Origin of the sequence: Mesorhizobium sp. B2-8-9 (assembly GCF_006439475.1) — a bacterium.
In the GTDB taxonomy this organism is placed as follows: domain Bacteria; phylum Pseudomonadota; class Alphaproteobacteria; order Rhizobiales; family Rhizobiaceae; genus Mesorhizobium.
This window is the reverse complement of record NZ_VFTQ01000005.1, coordinates 1-25,440: the sequence shown is the minus strand read 5'-3', so window position 1 is coordinate 25,440 and position 25,440 is coordinate 1. Positions and strand designations below refer to the sequence as shown.

Sequence of the window (25,440 nt, the reverse complement as noted above, 5' to 3'; positions counted from 1 at the left end):
AACCGCGCTAAGGGTTTGGTTTCCATCTGGCGGCGAATGCGTAGCGAGACTCGCCGCGTTCCTTCGCCTGCGTCCTTTGACGCGCAACAGGCCTCGCCGGCCGATAAAGCGCCAGCGCGATGACCACGAATTTGGTCATCAGCGTCGTCTTGGAGGCGATGCTTTCGGAGGTGTTGAGCAGGATGAGCCAACCCAGCATTGGCAGCCAGATGCCCGAATGGCAGCGGCGCGCGACCTCGTGCATGAACAGCGCGAAGCCGAAGAAGATCAAAAGCGTGAAGAACGCTCCCTGGTAGAGCGTCAGGCGCAGGATCGGGTTCTCGATGCCTTGCTCAAGGCCGGTGATGCGGCGCATGCTGTCGAGCAGGTCGACATCGGGCCCGACGATCAGGTCGCGCAATTCCAGATGCCTGAAGAGATCGAACATCTCGACGCGGGCGTTGGCGCTGCCGCTGTCGGAGACGAAACGTTCGAGCAGCGCGTCGAAGAAGCCGTAATAGCCGGCAAGCGCGATGGCCAGCGGCAGCAGCGCGGCGAGCATGATCGCCAGCGCGGCGCCCAAGAGGTTGACGCGTCCGGTGCTGAGCTGCGCCAGGCCCTGGATCAGCAAATAAACGCCGCTGAGCAGGATCGTCAGCACCATGCCCGAGCGGCCGCCGAAGGCGACCAGTGCGCAGAACTGCAGGCCGACAAGCGCCAGCCTGAGCGGCGTCGACAGGGAACGCGAGCCGGATAGCAGCGACAGCACATAGATCGAGGTGACCGTGGCATTGGAGAGCGGGTGCCCCTGCAGCGCGGTGGAGCGCAGATCGTTGACGAACACCGCGCCGTCGAACCTGTAGGGGAACACCAGATGTTTGGTGCCGAACTCGAACAGCGCCAGCAGCGCGTTCGCCGTCATGACGACATGGATGACCGCCTGCAGCCAGGCAAAGGTTTTCTCGTCATCCTCGCTCAGCAGCAGCACGATCAGCGCCGGGGCGACGAAAGTGTCGATCATGCCGGCCATGCCGGGACGCTGCCTGAGGATGACGACGAAGAGAAGCACGGTCGAGATCACCGCCATCAGCATCGTGGCCGGCCGCCTGTTCGTGACATGGATCACATAGCCGACCGGATTGCCGAAGATGCAGGAGCGCCAGACGAAGACGAGCACGAAGAGATAGGTGGAAGGGTGGATCTTGCTCAGCGGGCTGCCTTGCAGGCCGTCGTAATTATAGCCTGCGAGCCACAGCATGCCGCCGGAGACGGAAAACAGAAGCAGCACCGCGATAGTCAGGCCAAGACGGGTCAGCGTGTCGACTGGGACAGTGCGCGGGCCCGCCATGCCATAGCCCGAAGCCGAAACAGGCCGGGCGGTACCAGCCAGGATCGAGGCCATGTCAGGCCGCCTCGTCGACCAGCATGGCGCCGGTCGGCAGCCGCCCCATGACGGATACCGCTTCCGAGGTCGCGGCGACGTCGCGCATCGGCGTCGCATTCAGCCGGGCGACGAGTAGGATCTCGTCAGCCATGGCGACCAGCGGCAGGACGTTGAGGTCGTCGGCAAGCGCGCCGCCGTCGATGACGACGAGCTCGAAGCTGTGATTGGCCTCGGCCAACATCCGATGGGCGAAATAGAGCGCCTGCGCTTCCTGGAACACCGCGGTCGGCCGCCCCCGGCTGACCAGCGCCACGGAACTGCCGGGCGCATAACGGCTGACCGCGTCGAGTGGGTATTCGCCGCGCAGCACGTCGAGCACGCCGGGCTGCGGGTCCTTCTGGCCCTTGCCGGCATTTATGTCGATGAACAGCACGCGGCGCCCCCTGGCCGCCGCCGCGTTGGCGAGCTGCCATGCCACCCTCGACCGCTCAGCCTTATCCTCGGGCGGCGATGCCACCAGGATGGATGGTACCAGCGGCCAGTCCGGCGGGCGCCTGGTGGCGGCGGCGATGCGCTGCAGCGCGAGCCCGGCCACGGCGTCGGTCTTCTGGGCGGCAGCGCCGGAGCGGCGGCGCCCCCTGCCCGGCAGCACGCCCAGCACCGGCGCGTCGATGGCCGACTGCATCTGATTGGCGGACAGCACGGTCGGCGACAGATATTCGGCGATCAGCGCCATGCCGATGCCCAGCGCCAGCCCGCCAAAGATGGCGCCGAAGATAAGCAGCCCCTTCGGCGGCCAGCTCTTCTTCAGCGCCGGCATAGCCTGCGAGATGATGCGGGCATTGGTGCTGTTGACGTTGGTCTGCTCGCGCGTTTCCTGGGCGCGTTGCAGGTAATTGGCGTAGACGGTGCGCACGGCATCGAGATCGCGCTGCAGCTCGCGCAGCCTCACCGAGGCCTGGTCGGTGTCGAGCGACTTGCCTTTCAGGGACGCCACCTTGGCCTCCAGGGCCTTCTGGTTGGCCGACGCGCGCTCGTAATCGGTCTCGGCGGCGGTGACGAGGCGGCCGAGCTCACGCGAAATCAGCTTGCGCAGATCGCTGAGCTGCTGCTGCGCGGAGATCATCGAGGGGTGGCGTGGCCCGAGCTCGGTGCCGAATTGCGATATCTGGTCGACCAGCGTCGCCTCCTGCGCCCTGAGGCTCGCAATGACCGGCGAGCGCATCGCCTCGGAGGTCGCGTCCGGCGCGCCGCCCTGCCGGCGCAGCTGGTCGACCTGCGCCTTGAGCTGCGCGGTACGGGTCTGGGCGGCTGTCAATTGCGTGTTGAGGTCGGTCAGTTCCTGATCGCTGACCAAATTGCCGGCCGCCATCACCATGTTGTGCTCGGCCTTGTAGGTCTCGACGGCGTTGGCAGCCTGCTCGACGCGCTTGCGCTGGTCTTCCAGCCGGGCGCTGATCGCGTCGGAGGCGTCGGCGGCGGCCTTCGAACGCGCTTCGGCCTGGTCGTCGAGATAGGCCTGCGCGATGGCGTTGGCGAGTTCGGCCGCTAGGTCGGCGCTCTTGGCCGTGATGATGATGTTGAGCACCAGCACCTTGTCGTCTCGCTTCACCGCCAGGCGGCGGCGCAGCGCGTCGAGCGTTTCAGCCGTCCTATCGCCGTCGCTGGCGCCGAAGAACATGCCCAGCCAGCCGCCGAGCCCGCCCTGCCCGTTGAAGTCCGGGTTCTCGGTCAGGTTGGTCGCCTTGATGGCGCGCAGCAGGACGCCGTTCGATTGCGCCACACTCACCTGGCTTTCGACCTGAGTGATGCCGCCATCGGGCGAGATGCGACTGGGATTGACATCGTTGGTGACGACCTGGAGGTCTTGCGGATCGATGATGATCTGCGCCGTCGAGGAATAAAGCGCCGGTGTCAGGAAGGCGTAGATCAGCGTCGCGATAGTGAGCAACGCGACGGTGGCGAAGATCAGCTTGCGGCGGCGCAGCAGGATGCGGCCGAGATCGCCAAGCTCGACCGTGGCGGGCGCGGGCGCAGGCGCGTGATAGGCCGGCGCCGGCGCGATCGCCTCCGGAGCGTTCTGCTGAGGCACCATGAGCAGGGGTGATTGCAAAGGTCGCTCCGAGAACGCTCCATCGGCCGGCAAACGAGAAATGCGGCGTTGGTCTAGCTATTCCCGGCAACGATTAAAACACTGTTAATTATGTTCATAAATTGAGGCCGCTCTGGCACGAAGTTTGCACCAACGCAATAGAATCTAAGTGCAGCCTAAATTGGAGACATCGTGCGCATGCGGCGGGAATTTGATCTGGCCAGCCGGGTCGGCGGCACCGGATGTGCCCGGGGCTGGCGATGCGCCTGACCCTGCGCCTCGACGGCGATTGCGTGCGCGCTTTTCATGTGGCGCTGGCCGAGCGGTTGTCGCTGCTGCCCGGCGTGGAGCTTGCGGTCGACGGCCGTCCGGCGGCGGGCGGCGTGCCGCGCGCAGCCGAAGCGCTGTTCCAGCTTGAGACGCTGATCCATCGCCTGCCCGCCAATGGGACGGCCAGGCGTGTGCCGCTTTCGGCACTGGCCGGCCATGCGAGAGCGTCCGCGCCGGCCGACCTCACAATCGATCTCATCGGCGACGTCGAGCCGCAGGACAGACGGGTCTGGCGGCTCGCCTATGATGGCGTCTGCGGCGAGGAGGCCCTCCTGGCGCTGATCCTTGCCGGCCGCACGCCGCTGGCCCGCCTGGAACAGAACGGCGCGACAGTCGCCGAGGGACGGCTCGGCACCGAATATCACGGCATCGCGCTGGCTTCCTTCCAGGACATGCTGGCGCGCAGCGCCAGCCTGATCGTCGCGGCGGTCAACGGCGCCGCCCGCTCATCGCTTCCGGTGCTGCCCGAACCGCCATCCGAGACGGCGCCGTCAGCCATGCCGTCGGCCACGAAGCTCGGTGTGCGTGCGGCCAAGGCGACGGCACGCCGCATCGTCCAGCAGATCTATCATTTGTGCTACAACGCCCCACATTGGCGGGTCGGCTGGCGCGAGACCGGCGGCAAGGATCTCTACGAACTGCGCGCCCATCCGCAATCCGGCTGGCGCGATTTGCCGGACGACGGCAGCCGCTTCTACGCCGACCCGTTCCCGGTGCTTTACCGCGGCCAGGTGACGCTGTTCGTCGAGGACTACATCCACCGCACCGGCAAGGCGATCCTGTCGGCAGTGGCGTTTGGCCCGTCCGGCCCAGTCGGCACTCCGAAGCCGGTTCTGGAGCTGCCCTACCATCTCTCCTACCCCTTCGTGTTCGAGCGCGAGGGCGAGATGTGGATGGTGCCGGAAAGCTCCGCCAACCGGACCGTCGACCTCTACCGCGCCACCGCCTTCCCGGGCGGCTGGGTCAAGGAAGCGACGCTCCTGTCGGACATCATCGCCAGCGACGCCACGCTTGTCGAGCATGGCGGGCGCTGGTGGATGTTCGCCACGGTGCGCGACGGCGGCGGCGCCTTCTCGGACCAGTTGCATCTGTGGTCGGCGCCGGATTTCCGCGGGCCGTGGACGCCGCACCCGAAGAACCCCGTTATGATCGACATCGCCTCGGCGCGGCCGGCGGGCCGCATTGTCAGCCGCGGCGGCCAACTCCTTCGCCCGGTGCAGGACTGCCGCAGGAGCTATGGCGCCGCGCTCGGCATAGCGCGCGTCACTCAGCTTGACGAGAGCAGCTTTGGGCAGGTCGTCGAAACGATCCTCAACCCCGTTGCCGGCTGGGCCGGCCGCAAGCTGCACACGCTCAACGAGGCGGGCGGGCTCGAATTCATAGATGGTTCGGCAATGGCGCCGCGCTGGAAGCAGATCCAACGGCGCGACGTCATGCCTGCGGGCCGTGGAGACCACAAATGAGCATCATAGAGGACCGCGAAGCACCCGCCGTGCCGGCCGGCCAGGCCGAGGTCGAAGTGGCGATCGTCGGCGCGGGGCTCGCCGGAACCGTGCTGGCGCTGTCGCTCGCCAAGGCGGGCCGCAAGATCGCGCTGATCGATCCGCATCGTATCCACCATGACGAATTCCGGGCCGAGAAAACCCGGGCGGAGCAGATGGGACTATTCGAGAAACTCGGCGTGGGCCCGGTTTTCAGGTCTCTCGTCACCCCGATGACAGACATCCATGTCTTCCGCTTCGGTCAGCTGTTCGAGCGCAAGCAAAGCTGGGAGTACGCCTTTTCCTACACGCCGCTGGTCAACGGCCTGCGCGCGGCGCTGCCTCCGCAAGTGCCGCTGACGATCGGCAAGGTCGCGGACGTCTCCACGGGACCGGACCGGCAGCGGCTGGTGCTCACCGACGGCTCCGTGATCGATGCCCGGCTGCTGGTCGTGGCCACCGGCTATAGCGAGGCGGTGCGGCGCGCGATCGGCGTCGAGCGCGTCGAGGAATCGAAGGCGCATTCGCTGACGTTGGGGTTCGATCTCGCGGTCACGCCGCAGGAATTCGGATTGCCGTCCCTCACCTTCTACGGAAGGCGGATCGCCGATCGCATTGCCTTTCTTACCATCTTCCGGATCGGCGAGCGGGTGCGCGCGAACATGTTCGTCTACCGGACCGTCGCCGATCCGTGGGTGCGGTCGTTCCGTGAGGATCCGCAAAGGATGCTCCTGGCGTTGATGCCGGAGATCGCGGCTCGATGCGGCAACTTCGTCGTCGCCAGCGAGGTCGAGGTGAGGCAGGTCGGCCTGACAACGACGCAGGGCCATCGGCGCGACGGTGTCGTCTTCATCGGCGATGCGTTCGCCACGACCTGCCCGGCGCAAGGCGACGGCATCCACCGGGTACTGACCGATGTCTATTGCCTCAGTTCGACTCATATCCCCGCCTGGCTCGAAACGCCGGGCATGGCGGCCGACAAGATCTGCGCCTTCTACGACGATCCGATCAAGATCGCCGCCGACGAAAGAGCCATGCGCGCCAGCATCTATGCCAGGCGGATCACCACCGAGACCGGGCTGGAATGGCGCCTGCGCCGCCTGCGCAACAACACCGCGCGGCGCTTGATGATCTTTGCCCGTCGATTTCGCGAGGCGGGAAAATCGGGTGATGCCGGACCTGGCCCAGAGGGAACTGCTTTCGAGCAAACCAGCAAGGCACCGGCCGGCCTGGGAACATGATCGTGAGCGATCTTACCAATCCGTAAGTCGCGGTCCCTGGCAAAGCCGGTTTAGATCGTGGCGAGCAGCGTCTCCTGCTCGGCGGGACAGCACGCCCGTCGCTCCAATGGCCCGCTGCCACCTTTATCGGTTCGGCGGCGGGCTATCGAATGGCGACTCTCACAAAGCGGATTATCCTACGAGGACCCGGTGAAGGTCGCGACCGGCAAAGCCAGCATGCGTTCCAGCGTCTACGCCAGGCGCATCGCCATGGAAACAGGGCTCGAATGGCGGCTGGGCGCGCCTGCGCAACAACACCGCGCGCCAGCTTGTGATTCTGGACCGCAAGATAAGCCGTCGCGAAGAATTGCTGGCGCCGAGCGCGGCGTAAAGCGGAGATCCCAAGCGCGGATAGGCTGGCGGGACAGCCCCCCTCTGCCCTGCCGGGCATCTCCCCCGCAAGGGGGGAGATTGGCTGTACCCATCGCTTCGCCCTATCTTCAGACTCCAACAAGGATGGCGACCATGACCCGCATCCGGGCGATGACGAGGAACGACCTGGCCGATGTGTCGCGGCTGCTCGGCCAATCGTGGCGGCGGACCTATGCGCCGATCATGCGCGACGAGACCGTGGCCAGGCTCTCCGACGAAAGGCACGCGCCGGAAAGGCTCGCGGCCGAGCTCGACGACGAGGACAAGATGTCCTTCGTCGCCGAGCGCGCCGATGGCTCGATTGCCGGCTATGCGATGGCGGCAATGGACGGAAAAGGCGATGTGATGCTGCAGCGGCTCCACATCGAGCCGCAGGCCTTCGGCAGCGGTCTTGCGCTCGACCTTCTGCATGCGGTGCTTGCCGCGCATGCCGGCATCCCCAGCATCGCGCTGGAGGTGATAGAAGGCAACGACCGCGCGATCGCCTTCTACCGCAAGCACGGCTTCGAAGTGGTCGAACGCCGGGAAGCGGCCCACGGCGTCAGCGGTCACGCCTCGCTGATCATGCGCCGCATGCTGCCGATGGCTTAGAGCTTTGTTTTTGCCGCAATTCCAGGCGGAAAACCGCTCACACTTTTCCTGGAATTGCTCTAGATGCCCGAGCCATTGGCACCGAGCAGGCCGACTATATCGCCCCGATGGAGCGAAAGACCGATGCCGCGAACGACAATGCGCCCGCGATAGCCGGCGCTGAGCTCTTTAACGGTGAGGACTTCAGCCATTGCGATATCTCTGTCGGGTTCGGTGCCACAAGAAAAACACCAGCGCCGCCAGGCCGATCAGAACGGTACGGCCATATTCGAAAGGCCTGCCGTGCCGAAGCTCAAGGCAAACAGGGTGGCCGCGCCCAAGCCCCAGGCCGGCGCCAACGGCTTTCCGATGACGGCGCAGGCGAAGCCGACCGCCGTGGCGATCATCAGCGTGAGTGGAAGGCCGAGCGCGAAGGCTCCCACCGCCGCCATGCGACGGCGCTCCGCCGAAGCGAGCGGCAGTGCCTTGAGGAAGGGGGCAAAGGCGCGAGAAAGGCAAAGGCGCGACATTGCATTGCCCGCCAGCCATCCCAGCGCGGCGAAAGCGACTGGCAGTCCAAGCATCCACAGAAGCTGGTCGTGCCGCAGCTTCGGACCCGCGGCATGCAGGGCGACGACGATATCCGCGATCGCATAGGCCAGAAGTCCACCGCCGCCGAGCGCAATCCAGGCGAGATCGCGGCGCCGCGTTGCGCGTAGGCCGGCGACCAACTCGCGCCAGAGCAATATTAGGACAAGCCTGTCGTGCCGCATTGGCCGTCACCACAGTGGAATCGCCACCGGCAAGGATGGCGACGATTGCGCCGCCAATAGGGCCAGCGCTGGACGCATTCATGTCCGGCCCTATAATTTAGCCGGATCGAAAATTCGGCGGAGCAAGACGCATGAGCCTCGGCAAACAGAAACTCGGCAGCCAGGGACTCGAAGTCTCTGCCATCGGCCTCGGCTGCATGGGGATGAGCCAGGCCTATGGCCCGGCCGACGAGGCGGAGTCGATCGCGACGATCCACCGGGCGATCGAGCTCGGCTGCACCTTTCTCGACACGGCCGAGGTCTACGGCCCCTTCGCCAATGAGGAGCTGCTTGGACGCGCGCTGCAAGGCCGGCGCGATCAGGTGACGATCGCGACGAAGTTCGGCTTCCGCATCGCCGACGGCAAGCAGGCCGGGCTCGACAGCCGGCCCGAGCATATACGCGAGGTGGTCGACGCTTCGCTCTCGCGACTTGCCACCGACCGCATCGACCTCCTCTACCAGCACCGCGTCGACCCCGCCGTGCCGATGGAGGATGTCGCGGGCGCGGTCGGCGAACTGGTGGCGCAGGGCAAGGTGCGCTTCTTCGGCCTGTCGGAGGCGGGCATTGCCAACATCCGCCGCGCGCATGCCGCGCATCCGGTCTCGGCGCTGCAGAGCGAGTATTCGCTGTGGGAGCGCAACCTCGAGCCCGAGATCATCCCGGCGCTGAAGGAGCTCGGCATCGGCCTGGTGCCGTTCGCTCCGCTCGGCCGCGGCTTCCTCGCCGGCGACGTCAGGCGTGCGGAGGAGTATCCCGAAGGCGATTTCCGTCGCGGCGATCCGCGCTACCAAGGCGAGAATTTCGACCTGAATATCGCGGCGGCCGCCACGGTGCGCGACATCGCCGCGGCAAAGGGCGTCAAACCCGGCCAGATCGCGATCGCCTGGCTGCTCGCCAAAGGCCCGGATTTCGGCATCGACATCGTGCCGATCCCCGGCACCAAGCGCCGGGCCTATCTGGAAGAGAACGTCGCGGCGGCCGATATCGCGCTCGACGCCACCGAGATGCTGGGGCTCGACATGGCACTGACGCCCGACAAGGTGTCAGGGCCGCGCTACAACGAGCGGACGATGTCTCTGGTGGACCGGTAGAAGCTGGCTAATCTCCCTCGGGAGGATTGGGCAACGGCCCTATTTTTTCTTGCAGTCCGACATCGCCTCCATCGCCTTCCTCGCCTCACCCTCGCTGGCGTATTTCTTCTTGCCGAGATCGACGACAAGCGTGCCGTCGGGCTTCTTCGGCACGATCTCGCACTGCTTCGACACGGCGTCTCTGGCGACCCAGTATTGCTCGGCTGCCATGACCGGTAGGCTCATGATGCCGGTGGCGAGGATTGCGGCGAGGATGGTGCGAACCATTGCGGACCTCCATGGCTCTGGTTGGAACGCAACGCGAAACAGGCGGGCGCCGATTGGGCGACGCACGACACGCTGCCTTTGGAAAACGCCCTGTCCGCCGCTGTGTTCCGGCGGCTCAGGCGTGCGAATGCGGATCGATGCTGTAAGGATGCACAGGATAATCCGGGCCGATCGTCTCGCTGACGCGTCCCATCCAAGCATCGACAGCGGGATAGTCGGCGAGCGAGAAACCGCAGTCCTCGGCTCGGTGGCTGTAGGCGTAGACGGCGATGTCGGCGATGGTGAGCGCGTTGCCGACCAGGAATTGCGTGTCGGCCAGGCTGCGCTCCAGCGCGCCAAGCGCGCGCACGCCCGCCTCGCGCTTGCCGGCAACCATCGCCTGGTTACGCTCCAGCCGACCGGTCAGCGTCCAGTAGCGCAACGAGCCGATGACCGGCTCGATATGGTACTGCTCGAAGAACAGCCATTGCATCACCTTGGCGCGGGCAAAGCGGTCCGACGGAAGGTAGGGTGTGCCCTCGGCGAGATAGGCGAGGATCGCGTTCGACTCGGCGATCGCCTCGCCATTGTCCAGCCCGAGCACCGGAACTGCGCCTGCCGGGTTGAGCTTCAGGAACGTCTCGGTGCGGCACTCGCCCTCGAAGATCGAGATGATGCGGGTGTCGTAGGCGATGCCGAGCAGCCCGAGCAGGACGCGAACCTTCCAGGCATTTTGCGACGGGAGATAATCGTAGAGCGTGAGCATGGAGTGCATTCCTCGCTGGTGGATTGGCTTGCCATGCGGCGAATGACGGCGCCACCCGATTCAGGCGGGGCGCAGATCAACGCAGAAAGGTCTGCGCCGTGACGGAACTCGGCCTATCATGGTGGCCGCGTGAACCCTCACCGTCTCGCAATATCCTTCGCCACCGCCTGCGCCTCGATGCCGATTTCGCGCAACAGGCCGGTGACCGGATTGTAGAAGCCGACGAGATAGACGCCGAGCTCCGTCGCGCGGGCGTTCACGCCGCTCTTGTCCGGCCTGAGCTCCGCCGGCAGGAAGCTGTCATAGGCCGGGCGGTAGCCGGTGGCGAAAATAGCCGCGTCGAATTTCTTCTCCAACCCGTCGGCGAATTTCACACCGTCCGGGGTGAAGCTTGCGATATCCGGTGCGATGCCGATCCGGCCGGCCTTGATCGCCGCCACCGTGCCGACGTCGATCACCGGAATGCGGCCGGCTTCGATCCCCCGCATGATGCCCTGCCGCGGCCGCACGATGCTGTAGCTCTCCAGCCGGCCCAGCGCCAGATCGAGGATCTTTGGGAACACCCAGTCGTTCAGCGCCTGCGGTATTGCCCGGCTGGCGATCCCCACCATCTGGATCGGCACGCCGAACAGCTGGCGCGGCACGATGTGGACGCCCTTGCGCACCGAGATTGTGGGCCTGGCACCGCTTTCAGCCAGGTCGAGCGCGATCTCCGCGCCCGTATTGCCCATGCCGACGACCAGCACGTCCTTGCCGACATAAGGCGCGGCCTCGGTATAGGCGGCGCTGTGCAGCACCTTGCCCTTGAAGGCTTCGATGCCCGGGAAGCTTGGTGTGATCGGCTCGGCATTGTTGCCGGTGGCCACCACCACTTTGCGGGCATTGAACAGCCCGGCGTCGGTCTGGACCAGCAGACGCTCGCCTTCGCGGCGGACCGATTTGACGGTGACGCCGAAGCGCGGCCTGAGCCCGAAACGCCCGGCATAGGCATCGATATAGGCGACCACTTTCTCGCGTGGCACGTAGCGCGGGTGGCTTTTCGGGAACGGCACGAACGGCAGTGACGAAAAGGACTTCACCGTGTGCAGGTGCAGCCGCCGGTAATGCCGCCGCCAGGCGGGCGCCACCTCATTGGCCCTTTCAAGGATGATGAAGTCCTGCCCCGCCTGTTTGAGGCAGGCAGCAACGGCGAGCCCGGCAGGACCCGCGCCGATGATGACGACATTGGTGTCCAAATGGCTTTCCTCCCGCCAAGGCGGCAAAAGCTATGACAGGAGGGGTTCGAGCGGCAAGTAGGGAGAAGCACCTATGGGCAGCCGCCCTACTCCATCGCGCCCGGCGTCTCGGGCTCATCCTCGGGCGGTTCGAGGATCTCGATCAGTTTCGCCACACGGGCGCCAGGCATGGCGCGACCTTCATTGACTAGCGCCTCGTCGGCGCCAATCCAGGCGAAGGCCTCGCGCAATTCCTCGAGGCTGGCGCCGGTGAGCGCGATATCGGCGATGACGGCCTCGTCGACCGGTCCAAGCACGGAAATGATCTCGTTGCGGGTCATCTTGTCCTTCCCCATGGGTCGATTGCCCAGGAAAACGATCGACCGGTGAAGCCGGTTCCGAAAATCCGCGGGCCGGCTTCTACCAAACGAGGCCCAATGCTATGGCTCGCCCATGAAGCCCGCCCTCCTCCTCGCCGCCCTGCTTTCGTCCACGCCGGCGCTCGCCGACTGGAAGCCCGTCGAGAAAATCGAGACTTATGCCGTCTCGGGCGAAAGCGCGGAGCAGCTCTATCTCTCGATCGGCAAGAAGGGCCCGGTGATCGGCAAGGATTCGGCCGGCAACGAACGGCGTGTCATCGCGCACACTTTCTTCAAGCTGACCTGGCAGCGCGACTACCAGCCGCAAGGCGGCGCCTGCGTGCTGAGGACGGCGCGGCCGAAGCTGATCATCACCTATACGCTGCCCAAGCCGGCGCGGAAACTTGGCTCAGCCTTGCAAGCGCGCTGGGACGCCTTCGCCGCCGGGCTGATCGCGCATGAGAAGGTGCATGGCGCCGGCATCGTCGACATGGTGGACAAGATCGTCGCCTTCAGCACCGGCCTCACAGCCCAGAACGATCCCGGCTGCAAGAAGGTCCGGGCGGAGTTGACAGCCTATCTCGACCAACTCTCGAAGGCGCAGCGCCAGGGCAGCCGCGATTTCGACAAGATAGAGTTCGGCCGAGACGGCAACATGCTGAAGCTGATCGCGGCGTTTCTGGGCGGAGGCTGACAACGAAGGCAAGAGCGGCAGCGACCGCCCTGCTCCTTGCGCTATGGCGGAAGTAATGCGCGCGTCCTGGATGGATAACGACCAATCCCGTTGGCGATGTAAATCGGCAGGATTCGGCTTTTCTCGGACACGCTGAAATCTATTACATTAACGATGTCTAATATCTACCGGCGGCGTTTGAAGATCAATCGGCCGCCCTCCGGCGACTGGCTGGATCCACTTCGCTTCAGCGCAGCCTTCGCTCAACTGTCTTCAACGATGGAAGTAAGCAAGGCGCGCCGCCGCTTTACAGGTGGATGTGGTAGCGCTACCGTTTCACAGTCGCGTGACCCCGGGGGAATAGGGGCAAACGTCGCCGACGCCAGTGGTGGGTGCTTGCCGGCACCCGTTTCAGCCACACCTTGATTGGAACGGCTCCCCGCGAGATTCGCAGGGACCATCGGGAGGAGTTCGATGGCGTCTGTCGCGATTGGCGATGTCTACAAATCGTTCGGGGCCACCCAGATCCTGCATGGCGTCAGTGTCGACATAGACGACGGCGAGTTCGTCACGCTGGTGGGGCCCTCAGGCTGCGGAAAATCGACCCTTCTCAGGATGATCGCCGGCCTGGAAAAGATTTCGCGCGGCCATATCTCGATCGGCAGCCGTATCGTCAACGACGTTGCGCCGAAGGAGCGCGACGTCGCCATGGTCTTCCAGAACTACGCGCTCTATCCGCACATGACGGTTGCCGAGAACATGGCGTTCTCGCTCATGCTCAAGGGCGTCCCGAAGGCTGAAAGCGATGCCGGGGTGAAACGGGCGGCCGAAATCCTCGGGCTGGTGCCGCTTCTGTCGCGCTATCCCCGCCAGCTTTCGGGCGGCCAGCGCCAGCGCGTCGCCATGGGCCGGGCAATCGTGCGCAATCCGCAGGTGTTCCTGTTCGACGAGCCGCTCAGCAATCTCGACGCCAAGCTGAGGGTGCAGATGCGGGCCGAAATCAAGGAACTGCACCAGCGGCTGAAGACCACGACGGTCTATGTCACCCACGACCAGGTCGAGGCTATGACCATGGCGGACAAGATCGTGGTCATGCATGACGGCCTCGTCGAGCAGATCGGACCGCCGCTCGAGCTCTACGACCGGCCAAACAACCTGTTCGTGGCAAGCTTTATCGGCTCGCCCGCCATGAACCTGCTCAAGGGCGCATTCGCCAATGATGGCCCACCGTTGTTCAGGGGTGCAGGAGGCATTTCCGTGCCTTTGCCGAAGCCTCTCTCGATTGGCAACGGCGAAGCCATGGTGCTCGGAGTACGACCCGAGCATCTGCGGCTGGCCGACGACGGCATTCCAGTCAAGGTGGCGGTGATCGAGCCGACCGGGTCGGAAGTGCAGATCATCGGCCGCACGGTCGGCGGGGAGGACATCGTCGCCAATTTCCGCGAGCGCCATTCCTTCGCGCCGGGAGAAACCATTCGGCTGTCGGTCGACCCTGGTCCGATCCACCTGTTCCACGGCGTGACCGGCAAGCGAATCGAGACGGCGCGATAAAACCAGGCAACGGCAGAGCAACAGGAGGAAACGAGTATGAAGTTCACCAGACGCGATGTAATCCGCACGACCGCAGCCGCGGCGGCCGGAGCCTTGGGCAGCCGCTTCGTCGGCTCGAGCGCATTCGCCCAGGAAGGCGTGACCTACAAGCCCGAGGAAGGCGCCAAGCTCAGGCTGCTGCGCTGGTCGCCCTTCGTGCAGGGCGACGAGGATCAGTGGCTGAAGAATACCAAGCGGTTCACCGAGGCGACGGGCGTGGAGGTGCGCGTCGACAAGGAAAGCTGGGAAGACATCCGTCCCAAGGCGGCGGTCGCCGCCAATGTCGGCTCCGGTCCCGACCTGATGTTCGTCTGGTTCGACGACCCGCACCAGTATCCCGACAAGCTGCTCGATGTGACGGAACTGGGTGATCATCTCGGCAAGAAGCATGGCGGCTGGTACGACGGCCCGAAACAATATGCCACGCGCGAGGGCAAGTTCATCGGCTTGCCGCTGGCCACCATCGGCAACGCCATCGTCTACCGCGAAAGCTGGGTCAAGGAGGCAGGCTTCTCCGAATTCCCCAAGGACACGGCCAGTTTCCTGGAACTTTGCAAGGCATTGAAGGCGAAAGGCCATCCCGCCGGCTTCACCCATGGCCACGGCGTCGGCGACGGCAACAATTACGCGCATTGGCTGCTGTGGAGCCACGGCGGCCAGATGGTCGACGAAGCCGGCAAGGTGACGATCAACAGTCCGGAGACGCTCAAGGCGATCCAGTATGCGCAGGAGCTCTACAAGACCTTCATCCCCGGCACCGAAAGCTGGCTCGACGTCAACAACAACCGCGCATTCCTGGCCGGGGAAGTGAGCGTGATCGCCAACGGCATCTCAGCCTACAACACAGCGAAGATCAACAAGGACAAGGACCCGAAGCTGGCCGAGATCGCCAAGGACATCCGCACGACCAACATGCCGATCGGTCCGGTCGGCAAATCGGTCGAGCTTTTCCAGGTGACCACGGCCGTCATCTTCAACTACACGCCCTACCCCAATGCCGCCAAAGCCTATCTGCAGTTCATGTTTGAGGACCCGCAAATGTCCGACTGGATCACTTCGTCGGCGGGCTATTGCTGCCAAACGCTGAAAGCCTTCGACAACAACCCGGTTTGGAAGGCCGATCCTAACAATGCAGCCTACGCGAAAGCCTCGGCGACGCTGCGCCCCAACGGCTATGCCGGGCCGCTCGGCTATGCATCCGCCGCGACAATGGCTGACTACGTGCTGGTGGACATGTTCGCCAAGGCGGTGACGGGCCAGGCGACGCCGCAGGAAGCGATGGAGGAGGCCGAAAAACGCGCCAATCGCTACTACCGCGTCTGATCCTGGCGCAGTTTGAAGCAGGATGACCGCGCTTTGCGGCTTACTCGAGCCAAGCGCGGTCAGCCACAGTTCCACCCGCATAAGAAGGAGCCCGCGCCATGGCCGTGCCGTCCGTTGCCGTTCAGACGCGCCCGTCGATCCGTTCGAGGCTCGCCGAGAGCAGGAACGCTCTCGGCTTCGGCTTCATGCTGCCGGCGGCGGCGCTGCTCCTGGTCTTTCTCACCTATCCGCTCGGGCTCGGTGTCTGGCTCGGCTTCACGGACACGCGCATCGGCCGGCCGGGCATCTTCATCGGCGTCGAGAACTACGAATATCTGTGGAGCGACAGCGTCTTCTGGCTCTCGGTATTCAACACGCTGCTCTACACGGTCAGCGCTTCGATCCTAAAATTCGTGCTCGGCCTCTGGCTGGCTCTCATCCTCAACGAGAAGCTGCCCTTTAAGTCATTCTTCCGCGCCGTCGTGCTGCTGCCCTGGGTCGTACCGACGGTGCTGTCGGCCATCGCCTTCTGGTGGATCTACGACTCGCAGTTTTCGATCCTGTCCTGGGCGTTGCAGCAGATGGGCCTGATCGACCACCGCATCAATTTTCTCGGTGACCCGACCAATGCGCGCGCCTCGGTCATCGCGGCCAATGTGTGGCGCGGCATTCCCTTTGTCGCCATCACGCTGCTTGCCGGACTGCAGACCATTCCGCAATCGCTCTACGAGGCCGCTACGCTCGACGGCGCCAGCCGCTGGCAGCTGTTCCGCTACGTGACCCTGCCGTTGCTGACGCCGATCATAGCCATCACGATGACGTTTTCGGTTCTGTTCACCTTCACCGATTTCCAGCTGATCTACGTGCTGACCCGCGGCGGGCCGGTGAACGCCACGCATCTGATGGCGACATTGTCCTTCCAGCGCGGTATTGCGGGCGGCCAACTGGGCGAAGGCGCGGCAATCGCGGTTGCCATGATTCCTTTCCTGCTGGCCGCGATCCTGTTCAGCTATTTCGGGCTGCAACGGCGCAGATGGCAGCAAGGCGGCGGAGACTGACATGGCCGCGATCAAAGAAGTCGAGCGCCTGGACACCGACGAAGGCGGCATGGGCTACCTGCAAAGCCTGCCGCGGCGGGTGGTGACGGTCTATCTGCCACTGCTGGTGTTTCTGATCGTTCTCCTGTTCCCCTTCTACTGGATGACGATCACAGCGGTTAAGCCCAACGTCGAGATGACCGATTATGTGAACTACAATCCGTTCTGGGTCGTGCATCCGACGCTGGAGCACATCCGTTATTTGCTCTTCGAGACCTCCTATCCAGGTTGGTTGCTCAACACGATCATCATCTCGACCGCCGCAACTTTCCTGTCGCTGGCGGCTGCCGTGCTTGCCGCCTACGCCATCGAGCGGCTGAGGTTTTCGGGGGCGCGGCAGGTTGGCCTCGCCGTCTTCCTCGCCTATCTCGTGCCGCCCTCTATCTTGTTCATTCCGCTGTCGGTGATGGTGTTCAATCTCGGTCTTTACGACACGCCGTTCGCGCTGATCCTCACCTGTCCGACCTTCCTCATCCCGTTCTGCACCTGGCTTCTGATGGGCTACTTCCGCTCGATTCCCTTCGAGTTGGAGGAATGCGCGCTCATCGACGGCGCAAGCCGCTGGCAGATCCTCACCAAGATCGTGCTGCCGCTGTCGGTGCCCGGCCTGATCTCGGCCGGCATCTTCGCTTTTACCTTGTCCTGGAATGAGTTCATCTATGCGCTGACCTTCATCCAGTCTTCGGAGAAGAAGACGGTGCCGGTCGGCGTGCTCACCGAACTCGTTCGCTCCGACGTCTATGAATGGGGCGCGCTCATGGCCGGCGCGCTGATCGGCTCGCTGCCGGTGGTGGTGCTCTATTCCTTCTTCGTCGAGCACTATGTTTCATCGATGACGGGCGCGGTGAAGGAATAGAAGCGCACCAGCGCCTGCGTCGCCGCGTCGCGGATGGTGCGGACACGACGAGAGTTCCGCGTTAAGCCGCCCGCCAGATAGGCCATCGATGGCATCGCCCGACGCCAGACCATCGGCACGCCGAAAGTATCGGGGTGTTTCGACGCGTCACAACCGACTTTGCCGCTATCGTAAAGCGGGCGCGGCGATCGAATTCAGCAAAATATCAGCAGCCGTTCAGGACAAATAAGCTCGCCGCGGCAATCCTTGCGCTTCGATTACTGCGACGAGCACCTGGAGGTCGGTCATGAACATCAACGCTGACGCGCCGTTCTCTCCCGCCCAGCTGGCGCGAGAGGAATTGCTTCGTTTCCTCTCGACCGGTTTCGCCGGCCCGTGCTTCGGCGAGAGCAACGAGATGCTAAACTATCTTGAAAAGGCGGCATCCAGCGAGACATCGGCTGATCCGACCTCCGGGCACCCCCGGCCGCGGCTGCGCCTTCGCGGCATTGTCTCGCGCTTGCACCTGTTTCCGGCTTGACCTCAGCCGCATTTGCCGTTCCCATGAACGGCGCGCAATGAGGCGCGGCGATGAGGCGGCGGGTTGGCGCTACGGATCGGCGGCGCGGTTCTGGATCTTGACCGGGGTACGCTCCGGCGCGACGGCGAGATTGTGCCGGTCCGGCCAAAAACTTTCGAGTTGCTCGCCTTTCTGACGCGTAACCCCGGCCGGGTGCTGAGCAAGGACGAACTGCTACAGGCGATCTGGCCGGACGTCATCGCCTCAGAGGACTCGCTCACCCAGTCAATCCGTGATGCGCGCAAATCGATCGGCGACGAGGCGCAGGCGCTGATCCGCACGGTACCGCGGCGAGGCTACCTGTTCCAGCCGGAGATCGAGGCGGCACCAGCGCCCGTCGGCGCCATGCCTGCTGCCCGGGCGGAGCCGATGGTGGCTATTTTGCCGTTCCAGGTCGATCCGGTCGACGGCACTGCCAAGGCATTGTTCGACGGCGCGGTCGAGGAGATCACCAATGCGCTCTCCTACTTCAAGACAGTCGCCGTGCTGGCGCGTCATTCCGCTTTCGCTTTGGCCGAGCATTCGCGCGAGGACATCCGGGCAACCGCCGTGCGCTTCGGAGCCGACTACCTCGCCGAGGGCAGCGTCGAGACTTCCGAAGCGGAATACAGCGCACGCGTGGTGCTTACCGAGACGACGTCCGGGCGACGCGTCTGGGGCCAGAGCTTCACCTTCGCCAAAGGCGAGATCTTCACGTTCCAGACGATGGTGGCGCAACGCATCGTGACGGCCCTGGTTACCAATATCGAAAGCGCAGTGATGCGGCGCGGCCTACCCGCAGCCGCGGCCAATGTCGAAGCCTATCTGCATTTCCTGCGGGGGAAGGAGCTGCTGCGCAGCTACGGCGAACGGGTCAACCAGGATGCGCGCGAGCATTTCCTCAAGGCGATCGAGCTTGATCCGCAATCAGGGCTGGCACATGCCTATCTTGCCCTCGCCGAAGTGATTATCGGCGGCTATAACGACGCGCCGCGCGCCGCGCTCGACCAGGCGCGCGACCGTGCGCTGCATGCGATCGCGCTCAGCCCGGACGAGGCGCGCTGCCACCGCATGCTGGCGCTGACGCTTCTCTATCGCGGGCGCGACGAATACGACGCAGTCGAGAAGCACTTCGCCCGCGCGCTTGATCTCAACCCTTACGATGCGGACACGCTCGCCCAAACCGGCTTCTTCCGGGCGCTGCGTGGCGACGGCGAGGCCGGGCTGGCCCTGCTCGACAAGGCCATCCAGCTCAATCCGATGCATCCGACCTGGTACTATTACGATCGGGGCGAAGCGCTGCTGATCCTCGGGCGCTACCGCGAAGCGGCTGCGTCCTTCTCATGCCTGCCCCGCAAGAGCGCCTGGCAATGGGCGAGACTGGCAACGTGCCACGCCCTGGCCGGTGATACCGGGAAGGCGCTGGCCTGCGTGCGTGAAGGACGCGCCCTCGAGCCCGGCCTCACCATCGCGCAAATCATCGAGGAAACGCGCATCGAGCGATCCGAGGACCGCGAAAGAATACGCGAGGGTCTCGAGCTGGCAGGCTGGGACAGCGACGGCCCGCCGCTCGCTAAAAACTGATCTCCACCGCGGCGGCACTTCGCTTGGCCTCGCCGTGGAACACCGCCTCGATGTTGTTGCCGTCGGGATCGAGCAGGAAGCAGGCATAGTAGCCGGGGTGGTAGGGGCGCTCGCCCGGCGCGCCATTGTCCTTGCCGCCGGCGGCGAGCCCGGCCTGGTAGAAGGCATCGACCATGGCGCGGTCCTTCGCCTGGAAGGCGAGATGGTGACGGCCGGTGAGCACGCCTTGGGCGGAACGGCTGTCGGGGGTCGAGACGAACAGCTCGTCGGCCCAGAAATGGTCCTCAGCGCCACCGCCGATCGGGATGCCCAGCACTTCGAATAGGCTGCTGTAGAAACGCCGGCTGGCCTCGATGTCGCGCACCACCAGGTGAAGGTGATCGATGAGCCGGCCGCGATAGAGTTCCATGGGATGCTCCTGGTTGAGAGGGTAAATCTAGATGGGACGGGTGTGCGGTCAATGACGGGTACTGCCGGCTGCTGACACTTCAGCCACTCGCGGGACAGCGCCTGGGACAACGAAATTGGCCCTTAAAAAAATCCGGATAAAAAATGCAACCAGATTGTAGGATCGGCTCCCGCCCCGGCGTCCTTCGGACGCAAGCGGCCCGGTAGACTGGAAAAACCGTGCCGCATCAAACAGGATGCCTTACGGCATGGAGAAAACCATGAACCATTCCTATCGTTGGGTCATCGTCGCGGCCGGCGCGCTGATGACCTGCGTGGCGCTCGGCGCCATGTTTTCGCTGGCGATCTTTCTGGAGCCGATGTCGCTCGACACGAACTGGTCGCGCACCGGCATTTCCAGCGCCATGACCTTGAATTTCCTGGTGATGGGTCTGGGCGGCTTCGCCTGGGGCGCGATCTATGACCGGGTCGGCGCCAGGCCCGTGGTGCTTGCGGGCGCGGTGCTGCTTGGACTGTCGCTGGTGGTGGCGAGCCGGGCGACCTCGCTGCTGGTCTTCCAGCTCAGCTACGGCGTCATCGTCGGGCTGGCGGCCAGCGCCTTCTTCGCGCCGATGATCGCGCTCACTACCGCCTGGTTCGACACCAACCGAAGCCTTGCCGTCTCACTGGTCTCGGCCGGCATGGGCGTCGCGCCGATGACGATCTCGCCCTTCGCCCGCTGGCTGATCACGGCCTATGACTGGCGCACCGCCATGTTCGACATCGGCGTCATGGCCTGGGTGCTTTTGTTGCCCGCCGTCTTGCTGGTGCGCCAGCCACCGGCGGCGGTCGCAGCCAGCGACGGCACGCCGGCGCCCGTCACCGACGATCCAGGCATGAGCGTCGGCCAGGCGCTGCGCTCGCCGCAATTCATCGTGCTGAGCCTCACCTTCTTCGCCTGCTGCGCGGCGCATTCGGGCCCGATCTTCCACATGGTGAGCTATGCCATGTCCTGCGGTGTGGCGCCGATGGCGGCCGTCTCGATCTACAGCGTAGAGGGGCTGGCCGGCCTTGGCGGGCGCGTGCTCTACGGCGTGCTCGGCGACCGGCTGGGCGTCAAGCCTGTGCTGGTCACCGGGCTTGCTATCCAGGGCCTGGTGATCGCCGCTTATCTCACCGTCGGCCAGCTCGAGCAGTTCTACCTTCTGGCCGTCATCTTCGGCGCCACCTATGGCGGCGTGATGCCGCTTTACGCGGTGCTGGCGCGCGAATATTTCGGTCTGCGCATCATCGGCACCATCCTCGGCGCGGCCACGATGCTCTCCAGCCTCGGCATGTCGCTCGGGCCGCTCGCCGGCGGCATGATCTACGACGCCACCGCCAGCTACCACTGGCTGTTCATCGGCTCGGCGCTGATCGGGCTGGGCGCCGCCGGCATCGCAATCGCCTTCCCGCCGCAGCCGAGCCGGCAGAAACTGCAGATGGCTTGAGAACTGCTGATGGTCTCCCCCCCTTGTGGGGGAGATTAGCCAGTCCTCTCACCCGGTCCCCGTGCCCGTGCGTACCGCCTCGCGGTCGCTCTCGTCGCGCTTGACCCGCTCGTCAGAGATCAGCACCACTGGGCATGGGCTGCGCTGCAGGACGGCCGTCGTCGTCTCGCCGAAGATCAGTTCCTCGCCCTGGCGCCGAGCCACGCCCATGACGATCAACGCCACGTTGCGGCCGGCCTGGCGGGCGATGGCGTCGGCGGCGGCGGCTCTGCTGCGGATCGCCGTCTCGATCTCGACGCCGTAGCGGTCGGCAAGCGCGACGATGTCCTTCAGCACGGCTTCCCTGCGGCGGTGCGAGACGGTGTCGCGAAGCTCGTCGCGGCCGGCCCGTGCGACATAGAGCGTCTTGACGGGCGCGCCGGTGACGGCGGCGACGGCCAAAGCCAACTCGGCGCCGCGCCGGGCAACGGCCGTGCCGTTGACCGGCACCAGTATCTTGCCCGATCGCGGGCCGAGCCGAGGCATCTGGCGGCCGGCGGTGGCCGGCTTCAACACCAGGCAGAGCGGCCCGTCGAAGGCGCCGGCGACCTCGTTCAGCCGATGCGAGAAGGCCCCTTTGGAAGTGACGGCGCGGCCGAGGCCGACGAGCAGCATGCCGTAGCCCTTGCGCGCCTCCTTGGTGACAGCTTCGGCCGAGAGCTCCTCATGCTGGCGGCGGGTGACCGGGGCCTCGCGCACCGGCGTCTCGTCGCCTTGCTTCGCCGCCTCACGGCTGTCTTCGGCGCCTTTCTCGATTTCCTCCAGATGCAACCCTTCGGTCGGTTCGGCATCGGTCTCGCCGCTCGAATGCAGCACCGTCATCGGCTTGCCGGCGCCGATGACGCCGGCGAGATAGGCGGCGAAGCGTCCGACGACGCCCTCGTCGACCACAACCAGCAGCCGCTCCAGATTGGCGACGAATCCGCGCTGGTCGATCTCCTCGCGCTCCAGTCTTTTCTGCTCGCCCTCGCCCATCGGCAGGCGGCGCAGCGCCCAGCGCAATGTCGGCGGCATGGCCAAGGTGGTGATGACCGCCATGGTGACGATCATGGTGAAGAGGTTGTGCGACAGCACGCCCATCGACAGGCCGATCGAGGCGACGATGACCTCCGTGGAACCGCGCGCGTTCATGCCGCAGCCCACCGCGACGCCCTCGGCGCGGCTCATGCCGGCGACCTCGGCGCCGATAAAGGCGCCGAGAAACTTGCCGATGCTGGCGATGATGACCAGCGCCACCGTCAGCAGCGCAAGCTGAGGATCGAGAAGCACAGTGAGGTCTGCGGATAGTCCGGCGACGCCGAAAAACACCGGCATAAAAAGGGCGGTGATGATGCCACGCAGCTGCCCTTCGATGTGGCGCGACAGGATTGGCGACTCGCCGACCAAGATGCCTGCGACGAAGGCGCCGAGCACGGTGTGCACGCCGATCAGATCGGTGATCAAGGCCATGGCGCCCATGATGGCGAGGATGACGGTGACGACCGCATATTCGGAGCGGAAAGTGTCGTTGGTCCAGCGGATGGCGTCGAAGACGATGCGGCGCCCGAGCGTGAAGGAAAACGCCATGAAGAGGGCGACGCCGGCAACCGTGAAGGCCAGGTTGCCGATCTGGATCCGCCCCTGGGTGGCGATGCCGATGGTGATGGCGATGATCACCCAGCCGATCGTGTCCTCGATGATGGCCGACGAGACGATGATCTGGCCGAGGTCGCGGCGCATGAAGTTCATATCGCGCACCACCATGGCGACGATCTTGACCGAGGAGATGGAGAGCGCGGTGCCGAGGAACAGCCCGGCGACGATGCGTTCGCTGCCTGCGGCAAGCAGCGTGGCCGGCATGAACTGGGCGGCGACGAAGCCGAGCGCGAAAGGCACCGCCACGCCGGCGGCCGAAATGGAAAAACAGGCGCGGCCGACGCGGCGCACGAGCCGCAGATCCGTTTCCATGCCGGTGAGCAGGAGCAGCATCAACACGCCCAGCTGGGCGATGGCGTTGATCATCGACTTTTGCGAGGCGTCACCGGCAAAGACCAGCCGCTCGGCCGCCGGCCAGACCCAGCCAAGCAGCGAAGGCCCAAGCAGGATGCCGCCGATCAGCTGTCCCATCACCGCCGGCTGGCCCAGTATTTCCAGAACCTCGCCGATGCCGCGACCGACGACAAGGAGCAGGATGAGTTCGGCGACGAAAATGCCTTCCGAGGACATGCCGGTCCTCTCGGCGGCGAAGGCGACGACGGGCATCAGCAGAAGCGCAGCGGCGGCTAACACGACCGACCGGCGCCGATTGAGTATTTTGGACAAGCTGTCTCCCCTCGATTTCGCGTCATAACGGTTTGGCCGGTGGTTCGGTTGCACGGCGTCGGAGCTGCCAATCTTCCCGTCGTGGGAAAGATGTCCGGCGGGACAGAGGGAGGCGCGAAGGAACGCGGCTTCACAGCCAGAAGCGTTAACATCTGCAGGTCCGACATCGGACATGCAGCAAGAGAGACAGGCAGAAGTTGGTGCTCTACGGCGCCCCCCTCTGCCCTGCAGGGCATCTCCCCCACAAGGGGGGAGATCAGCAGTTCCGGCGCCGCTTCCTACAATTCTAATCAAATGCCGCCGCGGATTTTTGCTTCCCGGTAAAGCGACTCGGCGATGTTCGCGCCGTGGCGGGCAATAAGGAGAAGCTAATGAAAAGCGACTTTGCCGCCGCCCACCTGCACCTCGACAGGGCCTGCCATTACCTGCGCGGCGACGATGAAACGAGCCGCGCGGCGCTTGCGGCGCTCGACCTTGTGATCGAGGCAGTGGCGGCAGCCCAGCATGCCAGGCCGATGGCCGATGTGCTGCCCTTTCCGCGACGCGCGAACGGTGGTGTCTCCCGCTTGCAACCTGACTTATCCGCCTGAAAAGGCGGGAACATTCCGGCCGGCCGCACGTTGAAGCGACAGGGGTGTGGCCGGTCGATGTCAAGGCGAGGACCGGCCATGGCGGCGGGAGGCGCCCGGCAGAATGGCCCAGACGAATGCCGCAAAATCCACAGATGCAGCTGTGGCAAGGCCGACAGAGGCGGCTGCGCCGGCAAGATCCACCGAGAAGGCCGCGCCGCCGCGCGCTTCCGACACGCTGGCGCTGAAGCTCAGCTCTCCTGAATTCACCACGACGCTGTCGCATTTCCATCGCGCCGAGATCGCGCGCATGGCCGGCTGGCGCGACCGGCTCGACCGCACCAGCAACTGGGCGATCACGGTGGTGGCGGCTATGCTGTCGGTATCGCTGTCGACGCCCAGCGCGCATCATGGCGTGCTTTTGTTCGCCATGCTCCTGATCACGCTGCTGTTGTGGATCGAGGCGAGGCGCTACCGCTTCTTCGACGTCTACCGCGCCCGTGTGCGGCAATTCGAGCGCTACTACTTCGCGCAGATCTTTTCGCCGCAGCCGGACTATGCTTCCAACTGGCTCGCGATCCTCGGCGAAGGCCTGCGCTCGCCGCGTTTCCTGATCACGCAGCGCGCGGCGCTGATCCGCCGGCTGCGCCGCAACTACATCTTCATGTACACGATCCTGCTGCTTGCCTGGATCCTGAAGATCACCACGCCGAGCCTGTCGCGCGAAGGCTCTCCCATCGGCTTCGGCGCCTCGCTCGTCGACACGTTCCGGGTGGCGACGCTCGGCCCAATCCCCGGTGTCGTCGTCGTGTGCGGCGTGGCCGGCTGCTACCTCGCGCTGCTCGCCGCAGCGTTCCTGGTCCGCGCCGATGACGGCGAGCTGTCCTTCGGCGACGTGCATGTGTGAGGGAAAGGGAGTAAGGCAGTAGTGAGTAGTGAGTAGTGAGTAGTGAGTAAGTTAGCGATGGGAATTCGCGGCGTCTACGTGGCCTGAAACTCTTGACCTACTCCCCTACTCCCCTACTCCCCTACTCC

General features: G+C 64.9%; 24 protein-coding genes. 14 read left to right on the top strand and 10 right to left on the bottom strand.

What is annotated here, in order from left to right; translation table 11 throughout:
• Positions 1-7: 7 nt before the first annotated feature.
• Positions 8-1,381, bottom strand: a complete 1,374-nt coding sequence (locus FJ423_RS07865; RefSeq protein WP_210239549.1) for a VpsF family polysaccharide biosynthesis protein — start codon at positions 1,379-1,381, stop codon at positions 8-10.
• A 1-nt stretch (position 1,382) separates the two neighbouring features.
• Complete coding sequence (locus FJ423_RS07860) at positions 1,383-3,476, bottom strand: Wzz/FepE/Etk N-terminal domain-containing protein (RefSeq protein WP_140840591.1); 2,094 nt, start codon at positions 3,474-3,476, stop codon at positions 1,383-1,385.
• 239 nt (positions 3,477-3,715) lie between these two features.
• Here FJ423_RS07860 and FJ423_RS07855 point away from each other — a divergent pair, with 239 nt between their 5' ends.
• From FJ423_RS07855 to FJ423_RS07845, 3 genes are all read left to right on the top strand, one after another.
• Positions 3,716-5,248 (top strand): formyl transferase, encoded by a 1,533-nt coding sequence (locus tag FJ423_RS07855; protein WP_140840589.1) that lies wholly within the window; start codon positions 3,716-3,718, stop codon positions 5,246-5,248.
• Positions 5,245-6,507: an NAD(P)/FAD-dependent oxidoreductase gene (locus FJ423_RS07850; protein ID WP_140840587.1), complete on the top strand. Its 1,263-nt coding sequence runs from the start codon at positions 5,245-5,247 to the stop codon at positions 6,505-6,507. Before FJ423_RS07855 ends, FJ423_RS07850 begins: the two co-directional genes overlap by 4 nt.
• Before the next feature lie 504 nt (positions 6,508-7,011).
• Positions 7,012-7,509 carry an N-acetyltransferase gene (locus FJ423_RS07845; RefSeq protein ID WP_140840585.1) on the top strand — a complete coding sequence of 166 codons (498 nt, stop codon included), beginning with the start codon at positions 7,012-7,014 and terminating at the stop codon, positions 7,507-7,509.
• 59 nt (positions 7,510-7,568) lie between these two features.
• Here the strand turns inward: FJ423_RS07845 and FJ423_RS34585 are convergent, their stop codons facing one another.
• Both FJ423_RS34585 and FJ423_RS07835 read right to left on the bottom strand, forming a co-directional pair.
• Positions 7,569-7,700, bottom strand: a complete 132-nt coding sequence (locus FJ423_RS34585) for a hypothetical protein (RefSeq protein ID WP_281408948.1) — start codon at positions 7,698-7,700, stop codon at positions 7,569-7,571.
• 57 nt (positions 7,701-7,757) lie between these two features.
• Positions 7,758-8,261, bottom strand: a complete 504-nt coding sequence (locus FJ423_RS07835; protein WP_181174743.1) for a hypothetical protein — start codon at positions 8,259-8,261, stop codon at positions 7,758-7,760.
• Positions 8,262-8,392: 131 nt separating this feature from the next.
• On the opposite strand from FJ423_RS07835, the gene FJ423_RS07830 reads away from it, so the two are divergent.
• Positions 8,393-9,394, top strand: coding sequence for an aldo/keto reductase (locus FJ423_RS07830; protein WP_140840583.1), 1,002 nt, complete (start codon positions 8,393-8,395; stop codon positions 9,392-9,394).
• Between the two features lie 39 nt (positions 9,395-9,433).
• Here FJ423_RS07830 and FJ423_RS07825 read toward each other — a convergent pair whose 3' ends face one another.
• The 4 genes from FJ423_RS07825 to FJ423_RS07810 all read right to left on the bottom strand — a co-directional run bounded on the left by FJ423_RS07825 (position 9,434) and on the right by FJ423_RS07810 (position 11,961).
• Positions 9,434-9,661 (bottom strand): hypothetical protein, encoded by a 228-nt coding sequence (locus FJ423_RS07825; RefSeq protein ID WP_140631530.1) that lies wholly within the window; start codon positions 9,659-9,661, stop codon positions 9,434-9,436.
• 115 nt (positions 9,662-9,776) lie between these two features.
• Positions 9,777-10,406, bottom strand: a complete 630-nt coding sequence (locus tag FJ423_RS07820; RefSeq protein ID WP_140840581.1) for a glutathione S-transferase family protein — start codon at positions 10,404-10,406, stop codon at positions 9,777-9,779.
• Positions 10,407-10,543: 137 nt separating this feature from the next.
• Complete coding sequence (locus FJ423_RS07815) at positions 10,544-11,641, bottom strand: NAD(P)/FAD-dependent oxidoreductase (RefSeq protein ID WP_140840579.1); 1,098 nt, start codon at positions 11,639-11,641, stop codon at positions 10,544-10,546.
• An 86-nt stretch (positions 11,642-11,727) separates the two neighbouring features.
• Positions 11,728-11,961: a hypothetical protein gene (locus tag FJ423_RS07810; RefSeq protein ID WP_095768487.1), complete on the bottom strand. Its 234-nt coding sequence runs from the start codon at positions 11,959-11,961 to the stop codon at positions 11,728-11,730.
• A 112-nt stretch (positions 11,962-12,073) separates the two neighbouring features.
• Here FJ423_RS07810 and FJ423_RS07805 point away from each other — a divergent pair, with 112 nt between their 5' ends.
• The 7 genes from FJ423_RS07805 to FJ423_RS07775 all read left to right on the top strand — a co-directional run bounded on the left by FJ423_RS07805 (position 12,074) and on the right by FJ423_RS07775 (position 19,619).
• Entirely contained in the window at positions 12,074-12,673 is a 600-nt protein-coding gene (locus tag FJ423_RS07805; protein WP_140840577.1) for a DUF922 domain-containing protein, read from the top strand.
• Positions 12,674-13,126: 453 nt separating this feature from the next.
• Entirely contained in the window at positions 13,127-14,203 is a 1,077-nt protein-coding gene (ugpC, locus tag FJ423_RS07800; protein WP_140840575.1) for a sn-glycerol-3-phosphate ABC transporter ATP-binding protein UgpC, read from the top strand.
• Between the two features lie 36 nt (positions 14,204-14,239).
• Positions 14,240-15,565 (top strand): ABC transporter substrate-binding protein, encoded by a 1,326-nt coding sequence (locus tag FJ423_RS07795; RefSeq protein ID WP_140840573.1) that lies wholly within the window; start codon positions 14,240-14,242, stop codon positions 15,563-15,565.
• 98 nt (positions 15,566-15,663) lie between these two features.
• Positions 15,664-16,602, top strand: a complete 939-nt coding sequence (locus FJ423_RS07790; protein ID WP_095768331.1) for a sugar ABC transporter permease — start codon at positions 15,664-15,666, stop codon at positions 16,600-16,602.
• Position 16,603: 1 nt separating this feature from the next.
• Entirely contained in the window at positions 16,604-17,497 is an 894-nt protein-coding gene (locus FJ423_RS07785; RefSeq protein ID WP_140840571.1) for a carbohydrate ABC transporter permease, read from the top strand.
• A gap of 286 nt (positions 17,498-17,783) precedes the next feature.
• Positions 17,784-18,017, top strand: coding sequence for a hypothetical protein (locus tag FJ423_RS07780; RefSeq protein ID WP_140840569.1), 234 nt, complete (start codon positions 17,784-17,786; stop codon positions 18,015-18,017).
• Between the two features lie 63 nt (positions 18,018-18,080).
• On the top strand, positions 18,081-19,619 hold the full coding sequence (locus FJ423_RS07775) for a winged helix-turn-helix domain-containing protein (RefSeq protein ID WP_140840567.1): 1,539 nt from the start codon (positions 18,081-18,083) through the stop codon (positions 19,617-19,619).
• On the opposite strand, the gene FJ423_RS07770 is transcribed toward FJ423_RS07775, so the two are convergent.
• On the bottom strand, positions 19,609-20,028 hold the full coding sequence (locus FJ423_RS07770) for a VOC family protein (protein WP_140840565.1): 420 nt from the start codon (positions 20,026-20,028) through the stop codon (positions 19,609-19,611). The genes FJ423_RS07775 and FJ423_RS07770 overlap by 11 nt on opposite strands.
• 259 nt (positions 20,029-20,287) lie before the next feature.
• Here FJ423_RS07770 and FJ423_RS07765 point away from each other — a divergent pair, with 259 nt between their 5' ends.
• The gene (locus FJ423_RS07765) at positions 20,288-21,496 is read left to right on the top strand and encodes an MFS transporter (protein ID WP_140840563.1); all 1,209 of its coding nucleotides are present in this window, start codon (positions 20,288-20,290) and stop codon (positions 21,494-21,496) included.
• A gap of 48 nt (positions 21,497-21,544) precedes the next feature.
• Here the strand turns inward: FJ423_RS07765 and FJ423_RS07760 are convergent, their stop codons facing one another.
• Positions 21,545-23,776, bottom strand: coding sequence for a cation:proton antiporter (locus FJ423_RS07760; protein WP_140841053.1), 2,232 nt, complete (start codon positions 23,774-23,776; stop codon positions 21,545-21,547).
• Positions 23,777-24,207: 431 nt separating this feature from the next.
• Between FJ423_RS07760 and FJ423_RS07755 the strand changes: the two genes are divergently transcribed.
• Both FJ423_RS07755 and FJ423_RS07750 read left to right on the top strand, forming a co-directional pair.
• Positions 24,208-24,426 (top strand): hypothetical protein, encoded by a 219-nt coding sequence (locus FJ423_RS07755; protein ID WP_140840561.1) that lies wholly within the window; start codon positions 24,208-24,210, stop codon positions 24,424-24,426.
• A 103-nt stretch (positions 24,427-24,529) separates the two neighbouring features.
• Positions 24,530-25,312, top strand: coding sequence for a DUF2270 domain-containing protein (locus tag FJ423_RS07750; protein WP_095768325.1), 783 nt, complete (start codon positions 24,530-24,532; stop codon positions 25,310-25,312).
• Positions 25,313-25,440: the final 128 nt, after the last annotated feature.

Excerpts from the sequence above, each read along its gene's own strand:
- FJ423_RS07810 (WP_095768487.1), bottom strand. The coding sequence starts at position 11,961 with ATGACCCGCAACGAGATCATTTCCGTGCTTGGACCGGTCGACGAGGCC.
- FJ423_RS07755 (WP_140840561.1), top strand. The coding sequence starts at position 24,208 with ATGAAAAGCGACTTTGCCGCCGCCCACCTGCACCTCGACAGGGCCTGC.
- FJ423_RS07750 (WP_095768325.1), top strand. The coding sequence starts at position 24,530 with ATGGCCCAGACGAATGCCGCAAAATCCACAGATGCAGCTGTGGCAAGG.
- FJ423_RS07770 (WP_140840565.1), bottom strand. The coding sequence starts at position 20,028 with ATGGAACTCTATCGCGGCCGGCTCATCGATCACCTTCACCTGGTGGTG.
- FJ423_RS07830 (WP_140840583.1), top strand. The coding sequence starts at position 8,393 with ATGAGCCTCGGCAAACAGAAACTCGGCAGCCAGGGACTCGAAGTCTCT.
- FJ423_RS07865 (WP_210239549.1), bottom strand. The coding sequence starts at position 1,381 with ATGGCCTCGATCCTGGCTGGTACCGCCCGGCCTGTTTCGGCTTCGGGC.
- ugpC (WP_140840575.1), top strand. The coding sequence starts at position 13,127 with ATGGCGTCTGTCGCGATTGGCGATGTCTACAAATCGTTCGGGGCCACC.
- FJ423_RS07835 (WP_181174743.1), bottom strand. The coding sequence starts at position 8,261 with ATGCGGCACGACAGGCTTGTCCTAATATTGCTCTGGCGCGAGTTGGTC.
- FJ423_RS07805 (WP_140840577.1), top strand. The coding sequence starts at position 12,074 with ATGAAGCCCGCCCTCCTCCTCGCCGCCCTGCTTTCGTCCACGCCGGCG.
- FJ423_RS34585 (WP_281408948.1), bottom strand. The coding sequence starts at position 7,700 with ATGGCTGAAGTCCTCACCGTTAAAGAGCTCAGCGCCGGCTATCGCGGG.
- FJ423_RS07780 (WP_140840569.1), top strand. The coding sequence starts at position 17,784 with ATGAACATCAACGCTGACGCGCCGTTCTCTCCCGCCCAGCTGGCGCGA.
- FJ423_RS07765 (WP_140840563.1), top strand. The coding sequence starts at position 20,288 with ATGAACCATTCCTATCGTTGGGTCATCGTCGCGGCCGGCGCGCTGATG.
- FJ423_RS07795 (WP_140840573.1), top strand. The coding sequence starts at position 14,240 with ATGAAGTTCACCAGACGCGATGTAATCCGCACGACCGCAGCCGCGGCG.
- FJ423_RS07790 (WP_095768331.1), top strand. The coding sequence starts at position 15,664 with ATGGCCGTGCCGTCCGTTGCCGTTCAGACGCGCCCGTCGATCCGTTCG.
- FJ423_RS07820 (WP_140840581.1), bottom strand. The coding sequence starts at position 10,406 with ATGCTCACGCTCTACGATTATCTCCCGTCGCAAAATGCCTGGAAGGTT.
- FJ423_RS07825 (WP_140631530.1), bottom strand. The coding sequence starts at position 9,661 with ATGGTTCGCACCATCCTCGCCGCAATCCTCGCCACCGGCATCATGAGC.
- FJ423_RS07855 (WP_140840589.1), top strand. The coding sequence starts at position 3,716 with ATGCGCCTGACCCTGCGCCTCGACGGCGATTGCGTGCGCGCTTTTCAT.
- FJ423_RS07760 (WP_140841053.1), bottom strand. The coding sequence starts at position 23,776 with ATGCCCGTCGTCGCCTTCGCCGCCGAGAGGACCGGCATGTCCTCGGAA.
- FJ423_RS07845 (WP_140840585.1), top strand. The coding sequence starts at position 7,012 with ATGACCCGCATCCGGGCGATGACGAGGAACGACCTGGCCGATGTGTCG.
- FJ423_RS07785 (WP_140840571.1), top strand. The coding sequence starts at position 16,604 with ATGGCCGCGATCAAAGAAGTCGAGCGCCTGGACACCGACGAAGGCGGC.
- FJ423_RS07850 (WP_140840587.1), top strand. The coding sequence starts at position 5,245 with ATGAGCATCATAGAGGACCGCGAAGCACCCGCCGTGCCGGCCGGCCAG.